This is a genomic window from Pirellulales bacterium (assembly GCA_019636345.1).
Taxonomy (GTDB): domain Bacteria; phylum Planctomycetota; class Planctomycetia; order Pirellulales; family Lacipirellulaceae.
Genome location: JAHBXQ010000001.1, coordinates 656,137 through 682,258, shown reverse-complemented (window position 1 = coordinate 682,258; position 26,122 = coordinate 656,137). Strand labels below are relative to the sequence as shown.

The 26,122-nt window shown below is 66.9% G+C and carries 22 protein-coding genes; 6 read left to right on the top strand and 16 right to left on the bottom strand.

All coding sequences use genetic code 11. From position 1 onward, the window contains the following. The first annotated feature begins 110 nt into the window (after positions 1 to 110). The 3 genes from KF688_02600 (at position 111) to KF688_02590 (ending at position 4,210) form a co-directional block, all read left to right on the top strand. A complete protein-coding gene (locus tag KF688_02600; protein MBX3424547.1) occupies positions 111 to 1,361 on the top strand; it encodes a hypothetical protein in 1,251 nt (416 codons plus the stop codon). A gap of 66 nt (positions 1,362 to 1,427) precedes the next feature. Further along, on the top strand, positions 1,428 to 2,507 hold the full coding sequence (locus KF688_02595) for a DUF1559 domain-containing protein (GenBank protein ID MBX3424546.1): 1,080 nt from the start codon (positions 1,428 to 1,430) through the stop codon (positions 2,505 to 2,507). Positions 2,508 to 2,587: 80 nt separating this feature from the next. Beyond that, positions 2,588 to 4,210: a choice-of-anchor I family protein gene (locus KF688_02590; protein ID MBX3424545.1), complete on the top strand. Its 1,623-nt coding sequence runs from the start codon at positions 2,588 to 2,590 to the stop codon at positions 4,208 to 4,210. Positions 4,211 to 4,233: 23 nt separating this feature from the next. On the opposite strand, the gene KF688_02585 is transcribed toward KF688_02590, so the two are convergent. From KF688_02585 to KF688_02530, 12 genes are all read right to left on the bottom strand, one after another. Continuing rightward, positions 4,234 to 4,911 (bottom strand): ABC transporter ATP-binding protein, encoded by a 678-nt coding sequence (locus KF688_02585; GenBank protein MBX3424544.1) that lies wholly within the window; start codon positions 4,909 to 4,911, stop codon positions 4,234 to 4,236. An 18-nt stretch (positions 4,912 to 4,929) separates the two neighbouring features. After that, positions 4,930 to 5,361, bottom strand: a complete 432-nt coding sequence (locus KF688_02580) for an acyl-CoA thioesterase (protein MBX3424543.1) — start codon at positions 5,359 to 5,361, stop codon at positions 4,930 to 4,932. A gap of 109 nt (positions 5,362 to 5,470) precedes the next feature. After that, the gene (rpsR, locus tag KF688_02575; GenBank protein ID MBX3424542.1) at positions 5,471 to 5,710 is read right to left on the bottom strand and encodes a 30S ribosomal protein S18; all 240 of its coding nucleotides are present in this window, start codon (positions 5,708 to 5,710) and stop codon (positions 5,471 to 5,473) included. A gap of 300 nt (positions 5,711 to 6,010) precedes the next feature. Continuing rightward, entirely contained in the window at positions 6,011 to 6,700 is a 690-nt protein-coding gene (locus KF688_02570; protein MBX3424541.1) for a response regulator transcription factor, read from the bottom strand. A 316-nt stretch (positions 6,701 to 7,016) separates the two neighbouring features. Beyond that, on the bottom strand, positions 7,017 to 7,634 hold the full coding sequence (locus KF688_02565; GenBank protein MBX3424540.1) for a response regulator transcription factor: 618 nt from the start codon (positions 7,632 to 7,634) through the stop codon (positions 7,017 to 7,019). Then, positions 7,631 to 9,643: a PAS domain S-box protein gene (locus tag KF688_02560; GenBank protein ID MBX3424539.1), complete on the bottom strand. Its 2,013-nt coding sequence runs from the start codon at positions 9,641 to 9,643 to the stop codon at positions 7,631 to 7,633. Before KF688_02560 ends, KF688_02565 begins: the two co-directional genes overlap by 4 nt. 72 nt (positions 9,644 to 9,715) lie before the next feature. Beyond that, positions 9,716 to 11,017, bottom strand: coding sequence for a glycosyltransferase family 4 protein (locus KF688_02555; GenBank protein ID MBX3424538.1), 1,302 nt, complete (start codon positions 11,015 to 11,017; stop codon positions 9,716 to 9,718). A 137-nt stretch (positions 11,018 to 11,154) separates the two neighbouring features. Next, entirely contained in the window at positions 11,155 to 12,459 is a 1,305-nt protein-coding gene (locus KF688_02550; protein MBX3424537.1) for a tryptophan 7-halogenase, read from the bottom strand. Further along, positions 12,456 to 12,977, bottom strand: a complete 522-nt coding sequence (locus KF688_02545) for a hypothetical protein (GenBank protein ID MBX3424536.1) — start codon at positions 12,975 to 12,977, stop codon at positions 12,456 to 12,458. Before KF688_02545 ends, KF688_02550 begins: the two co-directional genes overlap by 4 nt. 75 nt (positions 12,978 to 13,052) lie before the next feature. Continuing rightward, complete coding sequence (locus tag KF688_02540) at positions 13,053 to 15,038, bottom strand: hypothetical protein (protein MBX3424535.1); 1,986 nt, start codon at positions 15,036 to 15,038, stop codon at positions 13,053 to 13,055. A gap of 299 nt (positions 15,039 to 15,337) precedes the next feature. Beyond that, a complete protein-coding gene (locus tag KF688_02535) occupies positions 15,338 to 18,193 on the bottom strand; it encodes a hypothetical protein (GenBank protein ID MBX3424534.1) in 2,856 nt (951 codons plus the stop codon). A gap of 39 nt (positions 18,194 to 18,232) precedes the next feature. Then, a complete protein-coding gene (locus KF688_02530; protein ID MBX3424533.1) occupies positions 18,233 to 18,649 on the bottom strand; it encodes a BlaI/MecI/CopY family transcriptional regulator in 417 nt (138 codons plus the stop codon). A gap of 193 nt (positions 18,650 to 18,842) precedes the next feature. Here KF688_02530 and KF688_02525 point away from each other — a divergent pair, with 193 nt between their 5' ends. Next, positions 18,843 to 19,766 (top strand): cation transporter, encoded by a 924-nt coding sequence (locus KF688_02525; protein ID MBX3424532.1) that lies wholly within the window; start codon positions 18,843 to 18,845, stop codon positions 19,764 to 19,766. Positions 19,767 to 19,782: 16 nt separating this feature from the next. Here KF688_02525 and KF688_02520 read toward each other — a convergent pair whose 3' ends face one another. Further along, positions 19,783 to 20,976 carry a hypothetical protein gene (locus tag KF688_02520; GenBank protein ID MBX3424531.1) on the bottom strand — a complete coding sequence of 398 codons (1,194 nt, stop codon included), beginning with the start codon at positions 20,974 to 20,976 and terminating at the stop codon, positions 19,783 to 19,785. A gap of 282 nt (positions 20,977 to 21,258) precedes the next feature. Between KF688_02520 and KF688_02515 the strand changes: the two genes are divergently transcribed. Then, complete coding sequence (locus KF688_02515; protein ID MBX3424530.1) at positions 21,259 to 21,486, top strand: AbrB/MazE/SpoVT family DNA-binding domain-containing protein; 228 nt, start codon at positions 21,259 to 21,261, stop codon at positions 21,484 to 21,486. Then, the gene (locus KF688_02510) at positions 21,483 to 21,893 is read left to right on the top strand and encodes a PIN domain-containing protein (protein ID MBX3424529.1); all 411 of its coding nucleotides are present in this window, start codon (positions 21,483 to 21,485) and stop codon (positions 21,891 to 21,893) included. The genes KF688_02515 and KF688_02510 overlap by 4 nt, the downstream gene beginning before the upstream one ends. A 35-nt stretch (positions 21,894 to 21,928) precedes the next feature. Here KF688_02510 and KF688_02505 read toward each other — a convergent pair whose 3' ends face one another. The 3 genes from KF688_02505 to araD all read right to left on the bottom strand — a co-directional run bounded on the left by KF688_02505 (position 21,929) and on the right by araD (position 26,113). Next, positions 21,929 to 23,722, bottom strand: a complete 1,794-nt coding sequence (locus tag KF688_02505; GenBank protein MBX3424528.1) for a sodium:solute symporter — start codon at positions 23,720 to 23,722, stop codon at positions 21,929 to 21,931. Positions 23,723 to 23,798: 76 nt separating this feature from the next. Further along, entirely contained in the window at positions 23,799 to 25,277 is a 1,479-nt protein-coding gene (gene araA, locus KF688_02500) for an L-arabinose isomerase (GenBank protein MBX3424527.1), read from the bottom strand. Positions 25,278 to 25,399: 122 nt separating this feature from the next. Beyond that, positions 25,400 to 26,113 (bottom strand): L-ribulose-5-phosphate 4-epimerase AraD, encoded by a 714-nt coding sequence (gene araD / locus KF688_02495; protein ID MBX3424526.1) that lies wholly within the window; start codon positions 26,111 to 26,113, stop codon positions 25,400 to 25,402. Positions 26,114 to 26,122 lie beyond the last annotated feature (9 nt).

The following is a 26,122-nucleotide window of genomic DNA, read 5'->3' as shown; positions in this document are numbered from 1 at the left end:
GCCGGTTTGACGCTCAGCGATATCATCGCCGGCGATTCGCGTCCCGCGTCGCGGCGGCGCGTTCGAGCGCGACCCTCGAACCGATTTCCGAACACCCCATCGGCAGAATGATGAATCGAATGTTTCGCGGCGGCCGTCTTGCTGTTCGACGTTCTTTCGCGGCGGCAACCTGGGCGGCGCTGCTTGCTTGCTGTTTCTCGTCGCCCGCGTCCGCCGAGTTTTGGATTAACGAGATTTACTTCGATCCCCCCGGATCAGCCGGCGATCTGGTGTACGAATACGTCGAGCTTCGCGGGACCCCCGGGGCCTCGCTCGCCGACATGTACTTGATCTTTTTGGAGAACGAGAACAGCGATACGGCAAATCCCGGATTGGTCGAATTCATCTTCGATCTTGGCGCCCTCAGTCCGCCGACGATGGGTTCCAACGGCTTTTTGCTGCTCCGGCAAGCCGGCAACGTCTATTCGAACGTGGCGCCGGGAACGGCCGATTTCGTCAACACAGGCACCGCCTTCGGCTGGGGCAGCGGTCCGACCAGCACGGTCGGGGCCACCGTGGAAGGAGGAAACGGGCGAATCGAGAACAGCGGTTTCACGGCGATGCTGCTCAAGAACCTTGGAGACGCCGGCAACGCCCCGGTGCTCGGACTCGACTTGGACGCGGACGACGACGCCATGCTCGACGTCGCCACAGGTCGTCCCGACTGGGTGATTTACGACTCGGTCGGCGTGAATTCCGAATCAGGCGAAGAAGACGGCTTTCTTTACGCCCCGATCAACTTCGGCGTGTCGACGCCGGCCGGTGGGCCCAACATCCCCCCCGGGGCGATCTACGTCGAAACCGGCTTCGAGATCGAATACGTCGGCCGCTGGGGCGACAGCACCGGGTCGACCGAAAAGGACTGGCACGCCTCGAACCTGACGAACGACTCGCGCGCCGGATACACGGGTCCTGCGGATCTTCGGCAGGCGGGCGAACCGCACGGCTTCGGCGCCGTGGGGCAGTTCGTCGAGACCTCGCAGGGGGTCCCCTACGGCATGAACCTCGTCGACACGCTCGGGTCGTCGAACCTGTTCATCCAGGACGGCGACTTCGTGATCGACGGGCTCGTCGACGGCAGCGACTTCCTCCGTTGGCAGCGGAACTACGGCTTCGGCTCGGGCCAGTACGCGACGCGCGAACACGGCGACGCCGATCTCGACGGCACGGTCGGGGACGGGGACTTGGTGCTGTGGGCCGTCAATTACGGCTACGGCTACGACTCCGCGGCCGCTGCGGCCGCGACGCAGGCCGTCCCCGAGCCGACAACGGCGGTCCTGGCGTTGCTCGCCTTCGCAGGTCTCGCCCGTCGCCGCTTCTAATCGGTCCGTTTCGACTTGCCCTTGCCGCCGCTCAGGAACTCTCCCGCTTACAAGGACGCCCAACCCATGTGTTGCCGTTACTCGCGACTTCGCGCCCGCTGGAACCTTGCTCAGCGCGGCTTTACGCTTGTGGAGTTGTTGGTCGTGATCGCGATCATCGGGGTGCTGATTGCGCTGCTTCTGCCGGCGATCCAAGCGGCTCGCGAAGCCGCCCGCAGGTCGCAGTGCGTCAACAACATGAAGCAGATCGGCCTGGGGTTTCTGAACTACGAAAGCACGCGGCGGCACTTTCCCCCTGGGGTCCATAAGCCCGCCGGCGTGAAGAGCGACAAGGGCGCCTTGTCGTGGACCGTGTGGCATCTGCCGTACATCGAACAGCAAGCCGTTTATGATCGGATCGACTTTAAGTTCGACGTCCGCGAGGCGCCGAACAACATGCTCGACCAAACGGGCCCGACCAACGCGATCATCAACACGTATCTGTGCCCAAGCACGGCTCGTCGGCAGCAATTTCGCGGGGAAGACAATCGAATCTACGGCCTGAGCCCCAGCCCCGGCGACGGCATGGCGTGCATCGATTACATGGGGATCCGCGGCCCGGACTGGGACGTTATCAACCCCGTCTCGGGCGTCTCGTACGGCACCGAGGGGAGCAACGGGCTGAGCTCTCTGAAGCTTGATCGCGGAGTCCTGCAATATCTCGAATCGGGCGGTCTGTGCCTCTTCCCCCACCAGTCGTGTTCGTCTGCGAAAGTGAGTTTTCGCGAAATCACGGACGGTTCGAGCAATACGATGATCGTCGCTGAATCGACAGGCAAGGGAACCGAGGAAGAATTCGGCGGCGCCGACAAGCCAAACCGCATCAAGAAGGACGAGTTGTCCGGCGCCTGGGCGAGCCCCAAGAACCTAAGCCGGATTCAGATCGACCCCACGCGCCCCATCGCTGGCCAGCGGTACTCGGCGATCAATCCCCCGGAGAATATCCAATTCTCTTACGAAGAAATGTTCTCCGACCACCCGGGGGGCGTCAACGCGCTCATGTGCGACGGGTCGGTCCATTTCCTGAGCAACGACACCGATCACTACGTGTACTATGCCCTCTCCTCGCGCGACGGCGGCGAGATCATCGACGCCGGGGCGTTCTAGGCTTGGTCTCATACATCGAAGTGAGCCGAGAACGCCAGACCCGGGCGTCACTGCGCACGCGACGACGAGAACGACTCAACGTGAATCGAACAACGTTCCGGTCCAGGTCGCTGCCCCTGTTCTTGCTCGCCGCGGCTCTGGCCCCGCCCCCGGAATTCGCACGCGGCCAGACAGGGCTCTCGGCTGCGCTCGCGTGGCGAACTCGCGTCCCGGGAGGGTCGGCTGAGATCGGCGCCGTCGACGGGGTTCACGCGAGGCTGTTCGTCACCGGCGCGACGGCGGTCGAAGTCCTCGATCTGACCGACGGCCGACCGCTCGCCGAGATTCCTTACCCTGCGGGTTATTCGGCAACCAGCGTCGCGTGTTTCGGCGGGGTCGCAGCCTTCGCCCTGGCCGCCGACGACCGGAGCGCTGCGGGGACGATTGAGTTTTACGACGGCCAATCGCTCGAACGGCTCGCGTCGTTCCCAGCCGGCTTCAATCCCGATATGGTCGTCTTCGCCGCCAGCGGGCGTCGACTCGTATGCGCCGACGAAGGAGAGCCGACCGACGACTACGCCGTCGACCCCGAGGGGAGCGTCACCGTGATCGACCTGCCGACCGACGCCTCGGCCGACGACTGGGCTCGCGGGGTCGTACGACGCATGGGCTTCGAGCAGTTCAACGACCAGCGTGACCAGCTGCGCCGCCGCGGGGTGCGAATCTTCGGCCCAAGCCACGTGCATGCCGACGGCCAGGCCACGGTCGCCGAGGACCTGGAGCCGGAATTCATCGCGCTGAATCGCGACGGGACGCGCGCCTGGGCGACGCTGCAAGAGAACAACGCGATCGCGGAAATCGATCTCGACGCGGGGCGCGTCACGGCGATCCATCCGCTGGGCTTGAAGCCGTTCGCGGCGCCGACGGACGAGGAGTCCTCGGGGCTGTTCGGACTCGACGCCAGCGATTTGGACGGAGGACTTCGCATTCGCTCGCTGCCTGTGGCGGGGATGTATCAGCCCGACTCGATCGCCGTCGTCGAGACAGCCGACGCAACCTACCTGATTACGGCAAACGAGGGGGACCCGCGGCGTTACGGCGGCTTCGACGAGCGCTGCACCGTCGACGAACTCCCCGGACGGGGCGTCGCGCTCGATCCGCGGCTAACGAAGCGCCTGGCTTCCGTCGAGACCGGCGGGCTTGATCGGCTCGTCGTCTCGATCGCCGCGGGCGACGAGGACGGCGACTGCGATCTCGACCAGTTGTGCTGCTTTGGCGGACGGTCGCTGGCCGTCTGGCGGATCGAGCCCGATGGTGAGCTGCGGCAAGTGTTTGACAGCGGCTGCGACTTCGAGCGAATCCTCGGCGCCGAGACTCCCGAGCGATATCGTCCCGACGGATCCGGCGAGCGTCTCGACTTGCGAAGTCCGCACAGCGGACCCGAACCGGAGGGATTGGTGCTGGCCGCGGTCGGAAGGCGCCGGTTCGCCTGCGTCGGACTCGAGCGGGCCGGGGGAGTGATGATCTACGAGGCAACCGACCCCGAACGTCCGACGTTCAGCCAGTACCTGCCGCCGCAAGGGAATGGGGAAGAAGGGTACGACGTCGCCCCGGAAGGTCTCGCCTTCATCGACGCTGCGAACAGCCCGTGCGGCGCCCCGCTGCTGCTGGTTTGCAACGAGGTCAGCGGGACTGTGACGGCGTACAGGCTTGCCGTCGAGTGATCGTCGGCCGGGGGCTGTGCCGCTCACGCCTCGCTCAATCGCCCGGCGCGGAGCTCGCAACGGCGATCGAGTTTTGCGGCCAGATCGGCGCTGTGCGTGACGACGATCAACATCGCCTGCTGCTCGCGCTGCAGCGACACGAGCAGTTCCGCGACGCGCTCGGCGGTCGCGCCGTCGAGGTTGCCGGTCGGCTCGTCGGCGAGCACCAGCAGCGGCCTGCGCACCAAGGCGCGGGCGATCGCTGCCCGTTGACGCTCGCCCCCCGAGAGTTGTGCCGGTCGGTGGGCGATACGCTCGCCCAGGCCGACCTGGACGAGCAGTTCGCGGGCCCGCTCGACGTCGGCCGGCCCGGCGACGCCGTCGGCCAACAGCGGCACGAGCACGTTCTCCAGCACCGAGCATTGAGGCAGCAGGTGGTGGTCCTGGAACACGAATCCGATCGAGCGGCTGCGAAACCGGGCCAACTCCGGCTCGGCGAGCGCGAAGGGACGCTCATCCCCCAAGCGGTACTCCCCCGCATCGGGGCGATCGAGGGTCCCCAGCAGCGAAAGCAGCGTGCTCTTCCCCGACCCGCTGGGGCCGGTGACGGCCAGGGACTCGCCGCGGGAGAGCGTCAGCGACGCGTCGGCCAGCACGTCGAGCGCGACCCCCTCGGCAGCGGCAAACGACTTCTTCAGGTGCTCGGCGACGAGATCGGCCATGCGATCATTGTGCGGGATTCACGCGTCGCCGGAAACCACGAAGGCCGCCAGTTTCTCGACGACGTCCGCCGGGATCGGCATCGATTGGGGCCGATGCCCGGGCCGCATGAAGCAGCAGACGCTCGTCATCGCCCCCTCGGCCACCACGCGGTCGCCGTGGGTGAAGCGAAACGAGTAGGTCACGCTGCGCGTGCCGAGTCGTTGCACGCCGACCTCGACGTCGAGGATCTCCTCGCAGTGGGCGGGCGAGCGGTACTCGCACGAGGCCGCAACCCGGGGAAAGCTGACCGGGGCCCCCTCGAACATCGAATTGACTGAGAGGCCCAAGGAGCGGAGCAACTCGTGCTCAGCCGACTCCATGTAGCAGAAGAACGACGCAAAGTGCATGATCCCCGCCATGTCGGTGTCATGGAACTCAACCATCCGCGTCGTTCGGAAGGGTTGGTTCATGGCGGGGAGGCTCGATCGCAAGGCGACGCCGGCCTGGAGCACGCGGGACGAACGCGAAGACTCGCGACTCTGCCGCAGCCGACGCCGGGGCAGGGGGGAGGCGTCCGGCTCAGGCGCCGACGTACGGCAGCAGGGCCATGAAGCGAGCCCGCTTGATCGCCTTGGCGACCGCATGCTGGCTGGCAGCCTGGCAACCGGTCTTGCGCCGGCTGACGATCCGCCCGTGGCGATTGGTCAGCTTGCTGAGCAAATCGAGGTCCTTGTAATCGACGAACATCGGCCGGGGCCGGACGCCGTCGACGCACAACGGGTCTTTCTTAATCGCTCGGCTGACTTTTCTGCGCGACATATCAACTTCACTGCTAACGGGGACAAATAAGGGGCTCGGGGGCGTCCTGCTCAGCCGAGCCCCTTATTTTACGGCGATTCGGACGCCCTGCAAGCCCCCCCGACTCCCGGGTGGTGATACCATTTGCGCCCTTGGAAGGGTGGCTGGGGTCGTAGCGCAGCGGAGCCCCCAGGGGATTCGCTGGGGGCTCACTTCGTTCGACCCCAGCCACCCTTCAATTTGGCAAATGGCAACACGACCGACTCCCGGGCCGAGACGCCCTTCCGTCGCCCGGCAGCGTCGCTGGGGGGCATCCGGGCTTCAGCCCGCGACCCGCTCGTACGGCAGGCTCAGCCAGGCTTCGGACGGGCTGCTCGCCGGGACCACCCCGTACTCGTACTCGACGATGAGCCGCGTCAGCTTGGCGACCGAATCGGCTTGCATCACGTCGAACACGCGACGGCGGCGGTTTTCGACCGTCCGCAGGCTCACGTTCAACTTCGTGGCGATGCTGCGGTTCTTGGTCCCGGCGAGCATCAGATTCAGCACCTCGCGGTCCTGGGGACCCAATTGCCGCAGTCGGCTTTCCACCGTCTGCTGGAACTTCGCTCGGCGAAGCAACTTACGGCTCTTGTCGATCGCCTCCTGGATCGCTCGCCACAGTTCGTCCTCGCGGTAGGGCTTGTCGATGACCGAGACGGCGCCTTGCTGCAGCGAGCGAACCGTCGAAGGGGTGTCGGCATAGCCCGTGAGGATCACGACCGGCGAGACGAGCCCCCGCTCGACAATCTGCTGGTGGAGTTCCATCCCGTTGACCTCGGGCATCCTGAGATCGAGCACGACGCACCCTGGGCGATCCTGCTTGACGTCCGAGAGAAAGTCCCTGGCCGCTTGATATGTCTTGACTTGCAGACCGAAGGTTTGCACCAATTCGGCCACAGCGCGGCAAGCCGCCGGATCGTCGTCGACGATCGATACGATGGGTTCGAGATCCCGATCATATTCTTGCATATTCGCCTCTCATGCTGTCGAAAACCTAGTCGAGCGAGCGGGGCGCGGCGGCCCTGGCGGCTCGACCAAATTGCTCGGAACGACCGAGACGACGCCCGGATTCACGGGACGGTCTGTCCGACCAGCCGACCCGCACAGTTATCCTAGCGGGAGAAGATGCGGGGATTATCCGCACTTGCCGCGGCTTGCATGTGGAAACCCACACGCGCCGCCCGTTGCGAGCGGTGCTGCAACGGTCGCAACGAACCGGAGAACCGCGGCCCGGCGCGCTGCCGGCAAGCGACCGCTCACCCCCCCGGGCGAGGCCAAGAAGCGATCACGACTCGCCCGGCTCGGCCAGCAGCACCAGCCGCACCAGTTCGGCGACGGAGTCGACCCCCATCTTTTCGAACACTTTCCGCCGGTGGTTCTCGACGGTGCGGACGCTGACGTCAAGCTTGCGGGCCGTCACCTTGTTGGCGTCCCCGGCAATCATGCAGTCGAGCACTTGCCGCTCCTTCTCGGACATCAAGCGGAGTCGCGCCTGCGTGTCGATCCGCTGCAGTTCCAATTGCCATGCCTCGCGATCAGCGGCCAGGGAGTCGCGGATCGCCTCCCACAGTTCGTTTTCGTTGCACGGCTTTTCGAGCAGGGTGACGGCCCCGTTTCGCATGGCGCGCACCGTCAACTGCGTCGACGCATAGGCCGTCATCACGATCACAGGGATCGCGACTCCGCGCCGGTGCAACTCCTCCTGCAACTCGACGCCGCTCATCCCCAGCATTCGCACGTCGGTGACGATCACCGCGGGGCGGCGCCCCTGATAGGCGGACAGAAACTCCTCGGCCGAACTGAAACCGACGGCCTCGACCCCCAGCGCGCCGACGAGCGCCGTAACGGCCTTGCGCGAGGCCGCATCGTCGTCGATGGCGTAAACTACAGCGTGATCTGTCACGACACTCGACGGAGAGCAAGAGGTACGAAGAAGTGAAACGTGCAGCCCGGTTCCGGGGCGTTCGATTCGAACCGCAGGCGGGCCTGATGCGCCGCGGCGATCGTTCGACACAGCGACAACCCCATCCCCATGCCTCCTTCTTTGGTCGTAAAGAAGGCGTCGAACACGCGTTCCCGCGCGTTGTGCGGTATTCCCGGACCGGCGTCGCGAAACGCGACGTCGATCCCGTCGGCCTCGGCCGTGGTCGTGATCGTCAGAGTGCGCTCCTCGACCGGCGTCGACTCCATCGCTTCGCAGGCGTTCAACAGCAAATTGACGAAGACCTGCTGCAGTTGGATCCGATCCCCCTCGATCGGCGCCAATCCGGGGGCCAGAGCGACGACCTGACGAACCTTGGCCCGGCGCGTTTCGAACGCCATCGCTTCGAGCGACTCGACGAGCACCTCGTTCAGATCGAGCCGCTCCATCTTCACCGGTTGCGATTTGGTGAAGTTTCGCATGCGCCGGATGATGCTGGCCGTGCGACTGATGCAGGCCTCGACCTCGCGCGTGCACTCGACGGCGGCGGCGTGCGATTCGGGCTTCCCGATCGCCAAGTGGCGACGAGCCGCCTCGGCGAACGTGCGGGCGGCATGAAGCGGCTGGTGCACTTCGTGAGCGATCCCCGCGACCAGTTCCCCCATCGTCGCCAGCCGCGAGACGTGAGCCAACTGCAGTTCCTGCTCGTGAAGCTGCTCGGCGGCGCGACGCAGTTCCGTCACGTCGCGCCCCACCGATTGGTACTCGATCGGTCGTCCGTCGGCGTCGAAAAACGCGCGATCCGACCACTGAATGCAACCGATCGAACCGTCGGGGCGATAGACGTGCTGGTCGTAAGCGATCGACGACTGCGCCGGCGTCAGCGACTCCGTCGAGCGAAGAAACGTCTCTCGTTCCGCCTCGACGATAAATTCCAAGAAGTTCCGACCGAGCAATTGATCGCGCGTCCGCTGAAAATATCGACAATACGCCTCGTTGACGAACGTCCGCGTGCCGTCGGGACGCCATCGAGTGATGAATTCCTCCTGCGTCTCGACGACGTTGCGATACCGGGCCTCGCTGCGCCGCATCTCGCAGATCGCGTCGGACAACTCCGCCGTACGCGCGGCGACGCGCTGTTCAAGCTCCTCTTTCAGAGCCTGCAACTCGTGCGCGGTGCGAGTCGCTTCGGTCACGTCCTTGGCGATCCCCTCCATCGCCAGATACCGGCCGTCGAAGCCGAAGATGGGGCGCTCCTGAATCTCCAACAGTCGGGGCGAGCCGTTGTGATGACGGATTTCGACGACCAGTTTGTACAGCGACTTGCGACCCTCGACGTCGCGCTTGGAGCGATCCGCCGCGGCCCGGCCGTAATTGTCGGGCCCGATAAAGTCGCGCCAATTTTTGCCGACGACCTCCTCGACGGGGAACCCGAGCACTTCGCGAACCGAGGGGCTGACGTAGGTGATCACTCCCTCGGCGGTATGGGAGTAGATGACGTAGTCGCCCCCTTTGAGCCCTTCCACCAACCGGCGGTACTTGCGTTCGCTTTGCCGGAGCGACAATTCGGCGTTGACGCGGGCCGTCTCGTCTTGGGCCATCGCCTCGACGCCGATCTGCCGACCCCGCTGGTCCGCGACAGGCCGCTCCCGCAGGGCCAAGAACGCGAGACTTCCGTCCTGGCGGCGGGCGACGCAGCGTCTCAGCCCCGTCAGGGCCCCGGCGAGCAATCGATCGGACAAATCCTGCAATTGGGCGTGGAGCGGATGGTCCAGGTCCATGAAGTCCCGGTAATTGCAGCCGAGCATCTCCTTCGGCTCGTAGCCGAGGATGCGCCGCACCGAGGGGGAGACGAACTGGATCCGCTGCTGGTCGTCGAGGCGGTAGAACAGATAGTCGTTCTGCCACGTCGCCAGCCAGGGCTGGAGATTGAAGATGCCCGATTCGCCGGTTGCGGCGAGGGCATGGTCGGTCCCGGATTCAGCATCCATGGCATGCGCCCGCCGAGGATGAGAACAGTGGAAAAGCCGATGCGCCGGAAATGAACGCTCCGAAAGGTCCCGTCAGACTCCTCTTTCACGCACGAGCGTTTTGTACAACGCCAATGTTCGGTCCGCCATCTGCCAGTCATTGTAGCTGTTTTCCATCGCTTGGCGAGCGCGTTTCCCCATTTCTGCAGCACGGACAGGATCGTCGAGAAACACGAGCAGTTTGTCCGCAAGGTCCTTGGCGTCATGCGGCTCGTGCATGACGCCCCCTTCCGTCGCGGCGCACATTTCGGGGAACGCACCGTGCGCCGGCAACACGGTCGGCCGCGCACAGGCCCAGGCCTCTAAAACGGGCAATCCTTTGCTTTCGCGATAGACGGTCGGCGTGCTCATGACGCGCAGCGAGCGTAGAAACGCCAGCTTCTCCGCTCGACTGACCTCGCCGTGATAGCGGAACCGAGTTCGCAACGGCCCCGCCGTGATCCGCCGCTTGAGCTCCGCAAAGTACTTGCGATCGCCGGCGCCCAGGTAACCGGCGACGTGCAGTTCAAACGCCCGACTCGGGCGGCGATCTGCCAGCAGTTCGCATGCCTCGACCAGCACATGGAGCCCCTTGTCCGCGCAGATGCGAGCGAGATAGCCGATGCGGGGCGGTCCGTCGGTCGGCGGGGGGGCCGTGCCGTCCGCCTCGGCCAAGTTCAGGCCGTGGGGGATGACATGAATGCGGTCTCGCGGGACGGCGAGGTAATCGGCCATGTAATCGGCGAAATAGCCGTTGAGGGCCGTGAAGGCGTCGACGTCGGCGGCTCGCTCGCGAAGCAACTCTCGGGCCGACTCGTAGTGGGGCGGGACGAGCTTTTCCAGGAAAATGTCCTCTCCCGACAGCGCGCAAATGACCGGCGGCCCGCAGCGGCGGGAGATCATCCGGGCCAGTCCCAGCATCATCGAGTTCGACAGGTGGACGACGTCGGGCCGCACCTCGGTCAGCAGCCAGTCGACGAGCTTCGCCAGTTCCTTGGTCTGGTTCCCCTCCTCGCCGCGAAGCATCGAGACGGTCATGTCGCCCAGCTTCGCCGGATCGACGCTGCTGCCGCGAGACGCGACCAGCCGCAACACGGCCGGGTGATCAAGCCAGCCGTCGAGCCACCGCGGGGTGCGGCGAAACAGCGGAAACTTCTGCTGGAGGAAGGCGTTGATCCCGCCGAAGAAGACGCGCCGCTCGCTGACGTCGCGCTCGTCGGTGCGGATTGGCGTGTAAATGGGGGCGAGCACCACGTCCTCGCCCCGCGCCATCAGCGCAGCCGCCAGGGCGTTGTCGTGCAGACAACTCCCGCAGTACATGCCTGCGGCGCCGGCGGCGAGATAGGCGATTCGCATGCCGATCAGTTAGACCATGGAGGCGACAGGATTGCGAGGCGAGACCGGGTACAGCCGCTCGGCGAACTTGCGGGACTTCCGATTCGGACAGGCGGAACCAGCACGATGCCGTAAGCATTCGCCCCGGCGCTTCCGCACTACGCCATCGCCGGGACGTTGGCGTCGTCGCCGGTCGCGGCATCGTTGTCGAACTCGCCGGCCAGCGCGCGGTCGAGCCACGGTTCCAGATCCTCGAAAATCGCCCCTTTATCCGGTCCGAAGACGCGGCCGATCAGCAGGTCGACCAGCTCGGAGTTGTGCTGCGGATACTCCATGAGGAACTTGCCGACGCGGAACTGGCCCGAGTAGAAGGCGTGCACCAATTTTCGGACGAGCGTCGTCCTCTCGCCGAAATGGGGGAGCCACTTGCCGAGCTGCGCCCCGCTGACGTCGCCGGTGCGAAGCCCCTCGATAACGCAATCGGCCGCGAGTTCCGCCGACTTGAGCGCGAAGTAAACGCCGCTGGAGTAGACCGGGTCGATAAATCCCCAGGCGTCGCCGACGAGGACCCAGCCCTCCCCGGCCGAGCGATCGGTGACGTAGGAGAATTCCTTGGCGACGCTGATCTCGTCGACGGGCAGGGCGTCGGCGAGCCGTTGCTTCAGCCCCGGGCACTTGGCGACCTCTTCGGCGAACACCTCCGCCGGCGTGCCGCGGCCTTTGAACAGGTACTCGCTGTCGCCGACGACCCCGACGCTCACGACGTCGTCGGCCTGAGGGATGTACCAGAACCACGACTTGCCTTGGTCGGTGTGCATGACGAGCGTCTTGACCCCGCCCCCTTCCTCGTCGCGCGAGGCGCCGCGGAAGTGTCGCCAAACGGCCGCCTTCTTGAGCTTGGGATTGATCTTTCGCAGCCCCAATCTCGAAGACAGGATCGCGCTCTGCCCCGTGGCGTCGACGACCACGCGGGCGGCGACGTCGATCGTTTCGGTCACGCCGTCGTCGTTGACGACTTGCAGTTTGACTCCGCGAGCCTTGTCGCCGTCCAGGAGCACTTCCAGTGCGCGCGAGCCGTCGCGGCAGTCGGCGCCCTTTTCAGCCGCGTGGTCGAACAGCAGCTTGTCGAAGTGGGCCCGATCGACGTGCCAGGTTTCGCTTGAGACTCGATCGTCGTGCGAGCGAAAAAAGAACGGCGCCGACTCGCGCCCCGTGTTGTTCACGAACTGGACGCCGACCTTCTTGGCGTAGCCGGCGGCCTCGATTTTGTCGAGCACGCCCAACCGCTCGAAGACCCAGTAGGTCTCGGGCATCAGCGACTCGCCGATGTGCTCGCGGGGCATCCGCTCGCGCTCGACCAGCAGCGTCTTGAAGCCCGCCTCGGCCACGAGACCCGCGCAGGTCGAGCCCGCCGGCCCGCCGCCCAGCACCACGCAATCGTACTCCGGAGCAAACGCCGTCATAGTCGCACGATCTCCAAGAGATCCACCGCGGGGACGCTGTCGAACCAAATCCCCGCGGACCGGCCGTAAACGCACTCGTTGGGATCCAGGTCCCAATGTAACCGAAGCTGGGGCCCGGGGTTCACCCGCCATAATCGCCGCAGTTCCACGTGCCGGAGCACGTTGTGACGCAACAGGACCCGCCCCAGCGGGGTTCGGCCCGAGGCAATCTCCGCCTGCACGGCGCCCGGCAGGTCCGGCAAGCGAATCCGCATGATCCCGAACTGGACGATCTCGTCGTCCGTCTGCCGGACCAACAGACTTGTGCGGGCGTAGAAATCCTCCTCCTCGACCACCTTCAAGGGGAGCACGTTGACAAGCGAACCGTGGAACGCCTCGATCGTCACCGTCATGTGGTCGTCGTGGGCCAGAAGCACGGCGTAGTCGACCGGCATCTCGCTCGGGCCGACGGGGATCAACTCTCCGACCTCGGCCAGCGAATCGAAAAACAACTCAGCGAGCTCAGCGGCAAGTTCCACGATCGGCGCAAGGCAAGAGGCGCGACGGACGACGGCTCGACGAGCCGCAACGATCGCCGGGGGCGGAGACGGGCCCTACCGGGCGGGAATCGTCTCGGCGGCTGCAGGTCCCGCGGACGTCACCCGGCCCAAAGCCGCGACGGCAGCCACCGGAGCCGCCAGAGAGTCATGGTACCACAACCGCGACCAAGCCAGCGACATGGTCGCCGGCGCGCACCGTGCGTCGGCTAACATTGCCTCGGCCAGCCATTCGGCGCCCACGGCGAGGGCCTTCTCGCACAGCGAATCGGCCGCAAATGGCGCCAGCGCGGCGATCGCGGCGGCGGTTTCCTCGATCGTGCAGCGCGCCGCCTCGGCCTCGGCTTGCACGGCGTCGCGTTTGCGAGCGTAGCTGCCCGATTGCCGCGGCGCCGGGCCCCACCCCCCGCACGCATGCTGCGCTCCGGCCAACCAGCGGGCCGCGCGCAACACGGGCTCCTGCTCGACCAGCCCCAACTCGGCGCAGGCTTGCAGCGCGGCGGCGGTCGAGGCGACGGCGTGACTGGCTTGCTCGATGGACCCGGTCCGACGACCGTCGGCGCTCCATGAACCGTCTTCGCGCTGGGCCGCGATGAGCTGTTTCACGCCCCACGACATGGCCTTCTGCAAGCGCGTATCGAACGAACCGGCCGTATCGCGATGGATCAACTGCCGCCACTGGAACATGGCCCGCAAGGCCTGCGCCGTCGCGGCCACGTCGAGCTTGAAGAGGCGACTGCGCGCCCCGAACAGCGGCCAAAGCGAAAGCCCCGAGTAGCGCGCGGTCGAGAGGACCGCGCCGATCAGCCAATCCAATCCCGCGAACGCCGCTTGGCGTACCTCGGCCGGCAACGCATTGGGCCAGCGCCGCCGCCAACTTGCCAGAGCCATCAGCGCCCCGGCGGTGTCGTAGACGCTCGACTCGCCGTCGGGGCGGCAGGTGGACGCCCAGCCGAGTCGCTTGCGACCGCCGCGCACGCGGGTCGACGTCCGCTGGGCGTCAAGCAACCACCGCATGGTCCGCTCCGCCTCGACCGACGGGCCGTGCGACTCGGCCGCGGCGACGTCGCTCAGTTCATTGCGAGGCGCGAACAGTTGGTCATGCCACTGACTGCCGGCCAAGGCCGCCGTGGTGTCGCGCACGGCCGTGTCGACGCAAGCGGGCCAACTGCCGTCGCCGCGCACGGTGGAGAGCAGAAACTCGACCGCTTGCCGCACGAGCGCCGCGTCGGCCAGCCCCGCGCTCGCCAGCGCGCCGGCGACCAGGGCCGTGATGGCGGGGGAATCGAGGAAGCCCCCCGCGGACGATTGTTTCGATTGAAGGAACGCCAGGGCGTGCGATCGCGCCGCGCCGCTCACGGCGCCGCGCAGGGGATGGAACCGCTGAAGGTTCGCCCCCCGCGCGACCGCGACGGCGGTGCGCAGAATTTCGTCGGCCACGGAGCCCGCGGTGTCGCGGCTTCGCCGCCCCGCGCCGAACAGCACGAGCGTCGCCCAGCGACAGGGGGTTTTGCTCCACGGGGTCAAACTGGCAGCGGCATGCAGGGCGAGCACGCCCGCGGCCACAGTGCGGCGCGGGCCGCGATGATCGCGCAGCGCCGCCGCGCCCCCCTCCTCGGCGATGAACGCCCGGGCGCGCTCCATCATGTTCGCACACTTGGCCGGAACGCCAGTCAGGTGAAACGCCGCCTCGACCGCCATCGTCGTGACGAGGTTCGACCGCCCCGGCTTCGCGTCGGCCCAGCCGCCGTCGGGATTCTGCTGGTCGGCGAGCCACCGCAATCCGCTGCCGACCAGTTCGTTCAACTCGGTCCGCATGAGGACCCCGCCGAGCCAACTGTCGTGCAGGGGATCGAGCCCGTCGGGCGCCGAGTCGACGTTCCGCTCGGCGAGGGCCAGCGCACTGATCGCAGCGGCCGTGGCCAGCGGACTGCTGGACAGAACGCCAGCCCAACAACCGCGCACGTCGCGGGCGCGGGCCAACTGCTCAAGGGCGGCACGATGAGCGGCGGCAAGCCGGTCGTGCGAGAACGTCGACAACATGCGAGCCAGACGGCTCCGGGGTGGGCGGGGGCGAGCGAACAGACACCGATGCGGCCGTCGCTCGTAGGAGTCCATTTTATTCGCCGACTTCCCCCCCTGTCGAGACTCCCCCAAAATGGCAATATCGCCCCGGAAACCGCAATCGGCGCGGAGAAGTTTGCCCAGGTTGCGCAGGCGGGCCGTTCGCATCCCGCCTCAGACGACGGCCGCGGAGTGCGACAAAGCCCGCATCCTCGCTCGCTGCCGCTGGCATGTCCGGATCTGTTCGTCCTCCTCCGGCTCGGCAGTCCTCGGCCCAGTCACTTCGAGCCGTCGTTCGGCGGGTCGCCCGAGTGGAGATCGAGAGTCGGCGTTAAGGCGCCAATCGCGGCTTGCGAGATTTCTTCGCGACGCATCCGCAATTCGATCTCGTGCGTCTGGCCCTCGACGACGTCGATCGTCGGCTGCTCGTCGATGGGTTGCCCCGCGACGATCGAAGTGAGTTGCGGCCAAGGAGTCGGACCGTCGCTCGGCAACGCGGCGAACACAAAGTACCTGCCGGGCGCGAGCCTCCGCCGCCCGACTCCGGCGGAGGTGAACTCCACGACGCCGTTGGTCAGCGGCAGCACCCGACCGTCGCGGGCAGTGGCGTGGAGCCACCCCTGGCGCGGCTTGGCAAACGTCAGCGGCTCCCCCGTGTCGGCGTCGACGAGTTGCACGCGCACGATTCCCCCCTTGCTCAGTCGTACGTCGGGCGCGGCAGTTGAAACGCCAGCCTTGACGACGATCCCGTCAAGTCCGGCCGCGACCCAGTCGTCGCCGCCGTCGACGGCGACGACGTACTCCCCGGCCGCCAACGAGTCGACGCGATAGATCCCCGCAACGTCGGTCGTGTTCACGCTCAGTGGAACGAGCTCAATCCGAGCGACGGCTGCGGCCGAACCAAGCCCGGCGGCAGGAGGCTTCGGCTTCGGCTGCACATAAACGACGCACCCCGCGGCTGGCTCGTCTCCCGCGGCGCCGGGCCGAACGACGCGCCCCGTGATCGTCCCCCCCGGCGACAGAGTCGCCTCGACCTCGCCGGGGACCCTCGCAACGGTCGCGACCGCGGGGACGTAACGCGGGTGGCTCACGTAGACTTGCAACGGCTGGAACTGCGGTCCGCCGCCGGGTTGCACCGGGAGATAAATCTCCCCTGCCTGCGTCGACTCCAGCCGTTGGAAATCGTCGGGCGGCAGCTGGGCACGCAACGTTGCAACCCAGTCGGCGAACTTCTTCCGCTCGGCTTCTTGGTCATACGGCTCGATCTCCTGAATCTCGAACCGCCCCTGGTCGTCGGTCGTCGCAGCCGCCAGCGAAACGCCGGGGATGCGCAGGAAGCGATTCGTCGTGACCCCGGCGCCAGCGATCGGTCGGCCCGCCTGATCGACGATCCGCCCGCGCAGCGTCGCCGCGGGGCGCATCGTCGTGACGCGCAAGTGGCCCTGATTAAGAATCTCGACGGCGGCTTGGCTGTCCCACGCCGTCGCCCGCCCCGGCTTACGGGCGAGCATGGCCGTTAGCTTGATCGGCGGCGTCTGCAAGTGCTCGGGCGGGACTCCGTCGGGATAGACGGTCGCCGCGTCAATCACCCGCTCGAACCGATACCGCCCGTCGGCGCCGGTCGTTGCAGCGGCGATTCGTTGCGACGGCCCCTCGTCGACGCCCCCGACGGTTGCCGAGTACAGGTAAAGCGAAACCTCCACGCCCGCGACCGGTCGTCCCGCGTCGTCGATGCACAGCCCCGCGACGACGTTCGGTTCGCGGCGACTCGCGTGATAGAAGTCGCTGGCAACCGCTTGGAGCGGATCGGCGAGTTCGGCGGTCGACGTCGGAACCTCTTGAACGTCGTCTGTCGAGTTCATCTCGCCAGCTTCTTGAACGCTTCCGCCGGAAACCGACGCGTCGTCCCGCTCGGCGATCCCGACTCCCATGTACGGCGAGGGCGAAAGGGACGAAGCCCCGAGGTCCGCCGTCGAGTTGGAGGCGTCTGCGTCGTTTCGTCCCACTTGGTAAACGGCGTTTTCAGCGGCGCCTGGTTCCAGAGTCATCGTCGACAACCCGATCGCACCGATCGCCGCCGCCACGCGCCAGGACAACCTCCACCGCCGCGAGCACTCGCGAAGGACCGCGAATTGTTCGTCGAGCAACAGCGACACGCGGCGTTTAAGTTGCGATGGTCGTTCCCACAGTCCGGCTGCCGCCGCCAGACGCGGGGAACCCGGGGCTGTCGCCGCGCGACGTGCCCAGGCGACCAGTCGTTCGGCGTAGTCGGTTCGGCTCGTGCGGTCGGCGGCCGCGGCGTCGGCGAGCGTCTCCTGATCGAGCCGCACCAACCGCCGCAACAACCAGAACAACGGCTGCGGCCACGCCAGGGCCAGCAACCAGCGGCTCGCCGCCAGCGTGCGGAGGTCGCCGTTGTGAACGTGGGCCCATTCGTGGGCAAGCACCGCGGCGAGGTCGCGCGGATCGGTTGGCGCCTCGCCGTCGTCGCCCAACATCGCTCTCGGAATGAGGACCGTGGGCCGCCGGACGCCGACGGCGGCCGCGACGGCGATCTCGCGCGAGATCAGCAGCCGCGGAGCGACAGCGGGGGCGACCATTGACTCCAAGAGCTTGATCAACTCCGCCGGAGCCGGCGAAGCGCGGCGGACGATCGATCGCGTCTGCCAACCGCCCGCCGTCTGCCACAACAACACGCCGAGCGAACCAAGCGCAAACGCACCGGCGACGAGCGACGCCCAACCCGGGAGGCGATCGCGCGCAACGCCGAAATGGGCAGTCGGAGCCAAGTCCGTCATAGCGGCTTGCGCCGGCGGTGCAAACTGGGGCGAGTTCGCGCGAAGCGCGAGCGGCGGACCCGGCGGCGGGGCGAGCTCGGCCGTTGGCGGCGGGGCCGGCAGCGCGACGACCGCAAGCGCCGGCGGCTCGGTCCGCAGATGAATGAGCGACCATCCGGGGACGGCGCTCAACACGCCAAGCGCAGCCAACCCGACGAGCGTCGGACGCAGCACGGCGAGCCGCCGCGCCGGCTGCCGCAGCAGCATGGCCAACGGAACCGTCGCGGAAAGCAGCCCGCAGGCAAGGACCTGAACGTCAACGACCCAACCGACCAGCGCGGACCAGAAGGAGAGCATGGGAGGCCTGAGAAGCGAGGGACGAGGAGATTGTGAGAACTACTTGCTGTTTCGGCCGCGGGGTTTTCGTTTGGCTTTGGTCGTGCGGACTTTCGCGGCGGCGATCATCGTTTCGAGTTCGTCCAACTCGATCGCCGACAACTTGCGCGACTCGAGGGCGTGGACGAGATACTCGCCGACCGCCCCGTCGAAGACGCGATCAAGGAACCCCCCCGCGAGCTCGCGGAACGTGCGGTCGCGTTCGACGAGCGGCGAGTAGACGTACGCCTTGCCGTCGCGGCGATGGGCGACGAGCCCTTTTTGCTCCATCACTTGCAGCAGGCTGAGGACGGTCGTGTACGCCAGATCGGCGCCGCGCTCGTTGAGAGCGTCGCAGAGGTCGCGTACAGTCGCCTCGCCGCGGTCCCAGAGGACTTTGAGGGCTTCCAGTTCGCGGTCGGTGGGGAAGTCGGGCATCAGGAGTTGGCGATGGGAGGTCAGGGGGCTCGTCGGCGAGAGCGATTGGCTGCGACGACCTACTGGGCGAGCAGTAGATTAACCCACGTTCTACTGGTCAGCCAGTAGATGTCAACCTTGTTCTTTCGGGCGTGGCAACAGACGCTCCGCACTCGGCCACGACGCCGTGGATGACGACGGTTATGATACGGCGATGTCCGACAACGCCGACAAAGGGATCCGGGCCGCTCAGGCGGGGGTGCTCACCAATACTCTGCTGGCCCTCGCCAAGCTCTTGGCCGGGCTGGTCGGCAATTCCTACGCCCTAATCGCCGACGCGGTCGAGTCGGGCGCCGACGTGTTCTCCTCGCTGGTCGTCATGAGCGGGCTGAAGATTGCCCGCCGCGAGGCGACCGCCGACTTCCCTTACGGCTACGGCCGGGCCGAGACCCTGGCGACGGCCGTGGTCGGGCTAATGCTGCTGGGGGCGGCGATCGGGATCGCGATCGAGGCGATCCGCGAGATCGTCACCCCGCATCACGCCCCGGCGCCGTGGACGTTGCTGGTGCTGGTCGCGGTGATTGCGGTCAAGTGGCTCGTCTCGCGGCGGGTGCATGCCGTGGGGGTCGAGATCGGCAGCAACGCGGTCGCGGCCGACGCGTGGCATCACCTGAGCGACGCGCTCACGTCCGCGGCGGCGTTCGTGGGGATCTCGCTCGCGCTGTGGGGCGGGCCCGGCTGGGAGCCGGCCGACGACTGGGCGGCGCTCGCGGCGACGTGCATCATCGCCTTCAACGGCGCCAAGATCCTGCGCTCGGCGCTGGTCGACCTGATGGACGCGGCCCCCCGGGGAGACGTCCTCGACGAGATTCGCGCCGTCGCCGCGGCCGTGCCCGGCGTGCTGGCGATCGAAAAGCTGCTGGTTCGCCGCGCCGGCATGGAGTACCACGCGGCGATCCACGTCCAGGCGGCGCCGACGATGTCGCTCGACGAGGCCCACGCCCTGGGAGGGCGGGTGAAGGCGGCGATTCAACGGCAATTGCCGCAGGTCGCCGACGTGCTGGTGCATATGGAGCCGTTCCATGAGTCGCGCCACGACCCCGTCGCCGTCGTCGCCGCAACCGGCGATCAGCCGTGACGGCGATCGCCGCGAATCACTCCGCGGCCGGCGTCTCGGCGGGCTCCGCGGCGGAAGTCGCTTCCGCGCCCGGGGCCGGCTGGTCGAGCGCCGCGATCTCGGCCTCGATCGTTGCGAGCTGCTCGGCCGCGGCGTCGCGAGCCGTTTTGGCGGCTTCGAGTCGTTTCTGCAGCTCGTCGACCTGGGTCGTCGCTTCGGCGACCGTCGCCTTGAGCCGCTCGACGTCGCCGGCGAGCCGTTCGCGGACGACGCGGGGGTGGTTCCACCCCATGTCGACCGCTAACTGCGGATTGCCTGCGCGCAGCCCCATGGCGCCGTCGTACGACACCTGAGTGTTCCACAAGAACAACCGCCGCAGCCGGGGGAGCGAAGCAAGCGTCGGCAAGGCGTCGTCGCCGAGCGGGGCGTCGTAGAGGTTGAGGTACGCAAGATGCCGCTTGCCCGCCAGGTGAGCGAGCCCCGCGGCGTCGATGTTGGACCGTTCCAGGTGGAGCCGCTCGAGGTGCGTCAGCTTCGCGAGCGGCGCCAGCCCCGCGGCGGTCGCTTGGGCGCCGGCCAAGTTGAGCGACGCGACTTGGTCGGCGATCCCGGCGAGCGCGGCAATCGCTTCGTCGCCTGGGGGCGACCCGGCCTGCGCAAAGCTCACGTCCAACAGCGGGCTCCCCGCGAACAACGGCAGCACCGTCCCCCCCGCTTCTGTCACCGCGGCGATCGCCTCGGCCGAGGCGGGCTGCACCGCGGCGAGTTCCGCGGCCAACTCGGCGGCCAACTTGGCTTCCTCGGCCGCGGCGGCGGCCGCTTGTTCGTCCGTTTGCCGGGGCTCCGGCTCCGCGGGCGCCAGGGCGGGGACGTCGACGCCCGTGAACTTCGCCCCCTCGGCGATCCACTGTTTCAAGAGTTCAATCGTCTCGGCCGGCAGCGGGTCGGCGCCTTTGGGCATCCGCTTCTTGTCGTCGGCGGGAAGCGTGATCCGCTCGAACAACTCGCTCGCCTCGGGTTTTCCGGCAACGAGCAAATCGTCGTGCGGCGACGCGGCGATCGCCTCGGCCGTGTGAAGCCGCAGCTTGCCGAGCCCTTTTTCTTCGCCATGGCACTGGGCGCAGTGCTTGACGAGAATCGGCTGCACCTGCGAGGCGAAGTCGACGGCAGAGGCGGGAGCGGCGAGGGCGAACAGGACGAACGCGGCAAGCGGGGAAGCGAAATGCGGCATCGTCGAGAGTTCTCCGTGGGAGAAGATTCGGGGGAGGTCCTTTCGCACCCTGTCCAGGATAGTCGATGATCGGCGCCCTCGCCCGCCCCAGGGCGGCGGTTTCCGAATCGCTGCCGGCCCCATGCTCGGACGCCTCGACCGTAAGGTCTCGCACCGCGACGCCAAGGCGCGAAGAGGGCCGCAACCCTGCCTTTCCGTGGCGCATTTGCGCCCGTACGCGAGACTTCTCAGGGGAGGGCCTCGAAGTTGACGATCGCCAAGTAAGATGCTATCTTACCCATCATGCGAACCACGCTCTCCAGCAAAGGCCAGATCGTGCTCCCGGCGGAGTTGCGCGCCGCGGATCGGCTGGAACCGGGGCAGGTCTTTGAGATCGAGCGGATCGAATCCGGGGACTACCGCCTGCGGAAAGCGACCGGACGCTCGTTCGGGGTCGCCGCTTGGCTGGAGGCTTGCCCTGAGAAGGATTGGTTCCAGCCGGTCCCCGCTGAATCGACCGACTCGCTGTGAAGTACCTCGTCGACGCCGACGTGTTGAGCGAGCCGACCAAGCCGGCCCCGACCCCCGCGATCATGGCGTGGCTGCGGCGGCACGACGCCGAATTGGCCGTGAGCCCCGTCGTGCTGGGCGAGTTGCAGTACGGAATTCTCCTGCTCTCGCCCGGCAAGAAGCGCGAGCGGCTGCTTGAGTGGTTTGCCGCGGGATCCGAGCGACTGAACGTACTTGACTTCGACGCAGCGACGGCCGCGCACTGGGCGCAGCTCCTCGCCCGGCTGCGCCGCAAGGGGCGGGCCATGCCGATCAAGGACAGCCTTGTCGCTGCGACCGCCTTGCAGCACGGCCTGACGGTCGTCACGCACAACGTCGCCGACTACCGCCATGCGGGAGTCAAACTCGTCGACCCGCTTGCAGGCTGATCGCCGAATGCGTGCCCCCCGCAAGCGGCAACGCGTCAACCGGTGAAGTACAGGTACGCCCCCACGATCAGGGCGATCACCAGCACCGACGCCGCGACGTCGCGACCATCCCAGCTTGCGCGGGTGACGCGCTTCTGCTCGTCGCTCACGGCGCCGTAGGTCAGGCCGCTGAACTTCCCGTAATCGGGCTCGGCGGTCAGATAGCTCACGACGATCATCACGGCCGAGCACACGAGAAAGATCAGCAGACTGAAGTATTGGAAGTAGATCTTGTTGACGACCCACAGGAACGATCCCTCGGCGTAGGCGTAGTCGCTCCAGATCTTCGCGGGGGTGTCGACCCCCAGACGGAACAAGCCCATCAGGAACCCGACGACCAGCGCCGCCAAGCAGCCCTGGGCGTTGAGCCGCTTCCAAAACACGCCGAGGAAGAACACGACGAAGATCGGCGGGGCGAGATACCCCTGCACGCTTTGCAGGTAGTCGTACAGCCCCTTCGACCCCTGGATGACGGGAATCCAAGCCAGCCCGATCAGCACCATGACGAGCGTCGCGGTGCGGCCGACCTTGACGAGCTTCTTTTCCTCGGCGTGGGGGTTGAACAGCTTGTACAGGTCCATCGTGAAGAGGGTCGAGCAGGCGTTGAAGACGCCGGCCAGCGAGCTCATGAGCGCCGACAAGAGCCCCGCGACGACGATCCCCCGGATGCCCGCGGGGAGCACCTCGCGAACCATCAGCGGAAAGGCCATGCCGCTCTCTTTGATCTTGTTCGGCTGGTCTTTGACGAGCATCTCGCTGAAGTTGAGCCCCTCGACTTCGCCGCCGGAGGACTTGAGCACGAGCCCCCAGCAGATCATCCCCGGGACGATGAAGATGAACACCGGCAGCAGTTTCAAGAACGCCGCGAAGATGCTGCCGCGGCGGGCCTCGGTCTCGTTGTGGGCGCCCAGGGCCCGCTGGACGATGTACTGGTCGGTGCACCAGTACCACAGGCCGATGATCGGGGCGCAGAACAGCATCCCCAGCCACGGATAGTTGCCGTTGAAGTACCACGCCTGGCGGACGATTTCGCCGGCGTCGTTCTTCTGCTCGACGGGCGACCACTCGAACGGCAACGGCTGGCCGTCGGGGCCGAGCGCGGTCAGCGGCTTCCACAGGTTGAAGCGCTCGGCGCCGATGGTCTCGCGCAGTTCGCTCCACCCGCCGATCTTCTCCAAGCCGTAGTACGTGACCATGGCCGAGCCGACGATGAGGATCACGGTTTGCAGCGCCTCGGTGTAGGCCACGGCGCGGAAGCCCCCCAAGGTCGTGTAGAGCCCCGTGAACACCAGCACCAGGATTGAACCGATCCAGAAGCTGTCGAGCGATCCGATCCGCAGTTCCGGCAGCAGCACCGAGAAGACCACCCCGCCGGCGAAGATCCCCACGGCAATCTTCGTCACGACGTAGGCCACCAACGAAATGACCGATAGCACGTACCGCGAAGCGGGGGAGAACCGCCGCTCGAGGAACTGCGGCATCGTGAAAACGTTCGACCGGGCGTAAAACGGCACGAGCACCCAGGCGAGCACCAGCAGGCACCACGCGTGCAGTTCGTAGTGAGCCATCGCGACGCCGTCGCTCGCCCCCGAGCCGGCGAGACCGACCAAATGCTCGCTGCCGATGTTCGAGGCGAAGATCGAGGCCCCGACGATGAACCACCCCAAGCTATGCCCGGCGAGGAAGTAATCGGCCGACGTCTCCTTGCTCTGCCGAATGACCCACGTCGCCAGCCCCGCCAAGACCGCGAAATAACAGGCGATCACTGCCCAGTCGATTGTTTCCATCAAGGTATCCGGAGAGAGGAGGTGGGGAAGGCGACCACGTCGTCACGAACAGCACGAAGCGAAAGCGATGAGAGTCCGCTCAACCGCGCAGTTGCCGACGGAGGTCGCGCAACCGGGTCTCGGCGTCGATGACGATCAGTTCGGCGTCAATCATCTCGGCGAAGTCCTCGAAGTGCTCCGTCGCAAGCGCCTGGCTGAACGTCGGGTGATGCGATCCGCCGGCGTAGATCCACGCCGCGGCGGCGGTCGCCAGATCGGGCAGCGGGCGCCACACGGCCCGGGCCACGGGAAGCTTCGGCAGCGGCTCAGGAGGGGCGATCACCTCGACCTCGTTCAGGACCAGCCGGAACCGGTCCCCCAGGTCGACGATCGTCGCATTCACCGCGGGCCCCGCGGGGGCGTCGAACACGAGACGCACCGGGTCCTCCTTGCCGCCGATCCCCAACGGGTGGATCTCGCAGGAAGGCGTGCCGGCGGCGATCGAGGGGCAAATCTCGAGCATGTGGGCGCCGAGGCACGCCATCGGCGAGGAGGCCATGTCGTAGGTGTAGTCTTCCATGAAGCTCGTGCCGCCGGGCAGGCCCTCGGCCATAACCTTGGCGGCCCGGGTCATGACGGCAGCCTTCCAGTCCCCCTCGGCGCCGAAGCCGTACCCGTCGGCCATGAGCCGTTGGACCGGCAACCCCGGCAACTGCCGCAAACCGTGCAAGTTCTCGAAGGTGTCGGTAAAGCCCACGAACCCGCCGCTCTCCAGGAACGACCGCAGCCCCAGTTCGATTCGGGCCGCCTCGCGAAGCGACTCCCGCCGGGCGCCGCCGGAGCGCAGCTCGGGGGCCATCTGGTACTGCTCGTCGTACTGGCCGCAGAGCCGGTCGATGGCCGCGTCGCTCGCCCCGTCGACGTGCTTGACGAGATCGCCCAGGCCGTAGCCGTTGATCGACGCCCCCAGGACGATCTGGGCCGAGACCTTGTCCCCCTCGGTGACGGCCACTTCGCGCATGTTGTCGCCGAGGCGGGCGATCTTTGCCGAGCGCAGGTCGTGCCGGGCCGCGGCGGCGCGGATCCAGGCGCCGACTTGAGCCACGACCGCCTCGTTCTGCCAGTGGCCGACGACCACCTTGCGAGCGATCCCCAGCCGGGCGCAGATGTGCCCGAACTCGCGTCCCCCGTGGGCCGACTGGTTCAGGTTCATGAAGTCCATATCGATCGTCGCCCACGGCAAGGGAGCCGCGTATTGCGTATGGAGGTGCAACAGCGGCTTGTCGAGCGCCGTAAGCCCGCCGATCCACATCTTGGCGGGAGAAAAGGTGTGCATCCACGCAATCACGCCGATGCAGTTCGGATCGGCGTTCGCCGCGAGGATCGTCGCGCGGATCTCGTCCGGCCCGGTAAGCACCGGCAGGCACTTGACCTTCGCGGGAATCGCCGGCGAGGCGTCCAGCGAAGCCGCGACCTCGCGAGCATGCTCGGCCACCTTCTCCAAAGCGGCGGGGCCGTACAGGTGCTGGCTGCCGACGAGGAACCAGACTTCAGCGGGGCGGGAGTGGACGAGGGGCATGGGGGAGGATGGTGATTGGTGGCTGTTGACAGGTGATTCTGGGGAGGCCGATGGCGAGTCCGACCCGGCGGCACAAACCTCTGCCGCCGCGGTCCGTCACCGTTGCCGGAACCGGCGGAGCGTCACTTCTTTTCCGCGGGTTGACCGTAATAGGCGCCGGCGCCGTGTTTGCGCGTGTAGTGTTTTTCGAGCACGTAGGGTTCCAGCGAGCGGACGTTGGGTTCGATCGTGAGCGTGTCGAGCGCCATCTGGGCGACCGCCTCGAGGGCGACGGCGTTCTCGACCGCCGAGGCGGCGCTCTTGCCCCACGCGAACGGGGCGTGCCCGGCGACCAGCACGGCCGGCATCGCCAGCGGGTCGAGATCGGCGAACCGTTCGATAATGACGTCCCCCGTATGAGCCTCGTAGCCGTCCTCGACCTCCTTGCCCGACAGGGGCCGCGTCAACGGCACGGGGCCGTGGAAGTGGTCGGCGTGAGTCGTCCCCAGGCAGGGGATCTCGCGCCGCGCCTGGGCGAACGCAGTCGCACACCGGCTGTGGGTGTGGACAATCCCCCCCACGCCGCGGAACTTCTCGTACAGCAGGCGATGGGTCGGCGTGTCGGACGAGGGACGCAGTTCGCCGTCGACGATCTCGCCGGTGGAGACGGCCACGACGACCATCTGCTCAGGCTCCATCTCGGCGTAGGGGACGCCGCTGGGCTTGATCGCAAAGTACAGGCCGTCGTCGCTCAGGCCGCTGACGTTCCCCCACGTGAGAGTCACCAACCCGTGCCCCGCCAAATCGAGGTTCGCCCGACAGACCCGCTCGCGGAGCTTCTTGAATTCTTTGGACATAAACTAAGG

What these genes read in the sequence shown, in the direction of transcription:
- KF688_02600 (MBX3424547.1), top strand. Translation starts at nt 111, where the DNA reads ATGAATCGAATGTTTCGCGGCGGCCGTCTTGCTGTTCGACGTTCTTTC.
- KF688_02595 (MBX3424546.1), top strand. Translation starts at nt 1,428, where the DNA reads ATGTGTTGCCGTTACTCGCGACTTCGCGCCCGCTGGAACCTTGCTCAG.
- KF688_02585 (MBX3424544.1), bottom strand. Translation starts at nt 4,911, where the DNA reads ATGGCCGATCTCGTCGCCGAGCACCTGAAGAAGTCGTTTGCCGCTGCC.
- KF688_02580 (MBX3424543.1), bottom strand. Translation starts at nt 5,361, where the DNA reads ATGAACCAACCCTTCCGAACGACGCGGATGGTTGAGTTCCATGACACC.
- rpsR (MBX3424542.1), bottom strand. Translation starts at nt 5,710, where the DNA reads ATGTCGCGCAGAAAAGTCAGCCGAGCGATTAAGAAAGACCCGTTGTGC.
- KF688_02570 (MBX3424541.1), bottom strand. Translation starts at nt 6,700, where the DNA reads ATGCAAGAATATGATCGGGATCTCGAACCCATCGTATCGATCGTCGAC.
- KF688_02560 (MBX3424539.1), bottom strand. Translation starts at nt 9,643, where the DNA reads ATGGATGCTGAATCCGGGACCGACCATGCCCTCGCCGCAACCGGCGAA.
- KF688_02555 (MBX3424538.1), bottom strand. Translation starts at nt 11,017, where the DNA reads ATGCGAATCGCCTATCTCGCCGCCGGCGCCGCAGGCATGTACTGCGGG.
- KF688_02550 (MBX3424537.1), bottom strand. Translation starts at nt 12,459, where the DNA reads ATGACGGCGTTTGCTCCGGAGTACGATTGCGTGGTGCTGGGCGGCGGG.
- KF688_02540 (MBX3424535.1), bottom strand. Translation starts at nt 15,038, where the DNA reads ATGTTGTCGACGTTCTCGCACGACCGGCTTGCCGCCGCTCATCGTGCC.
- KF688_02535 (MBX3424534.1), bottom strand. Translation starts at nt 18,193, where the DNA reads ATGCTCTCCTTCTGGTCCGCGCTGGTCGGTTGGGTCGTTGACGTTCAG.
- KF688_02530 (MBX3424533.1), bottom strand. Translation starts at nt 18,649, where the DNA reads ATGCCCGACTTCCCCACCGACCGCGAACTGGAAGCCCTCAAAGTCCTC.
- KF688_02525 (MBX3424532.1), top strand. Translation starts at nt 18,843, where the DNA reads ATGTCCGACAACGCCGACAAAGGGATCCGGGCCGCTCAGGCGGGGGTG.
- KF688_02520 (MBX3424531.1), bottom strand. Translation starts at nt 20,976, where the DNA reads ATGCCGCATTTCGCTTCCCCGCTTGCCGCGTTCGTCCTGTTCGCCCTC.
- KF688_02515 (MBX3424530.1), top strand. Translation starts at nt 21,259, where the DNA reads ATGCGAACCACGCTCTCCAGCAAAGGCCAGATCGTGCTCCCGGCGGAG.
- araA (MBX3424527.1), bottom strand. Translation starts at nt 25,277, where the DNA reads ATGCCCCTCGTCCACTCCCGCCCCGCTGAAGTCTGGTTCCTCGTCGGC.
- araD (MBX3424526.1), bottom strand. Translation starts at nt 26,113, where the DNA reads ATGTCCAAAGAATTCAAGAAGCTCCGCGAGCGGGTCTGTCGGGCGAAC.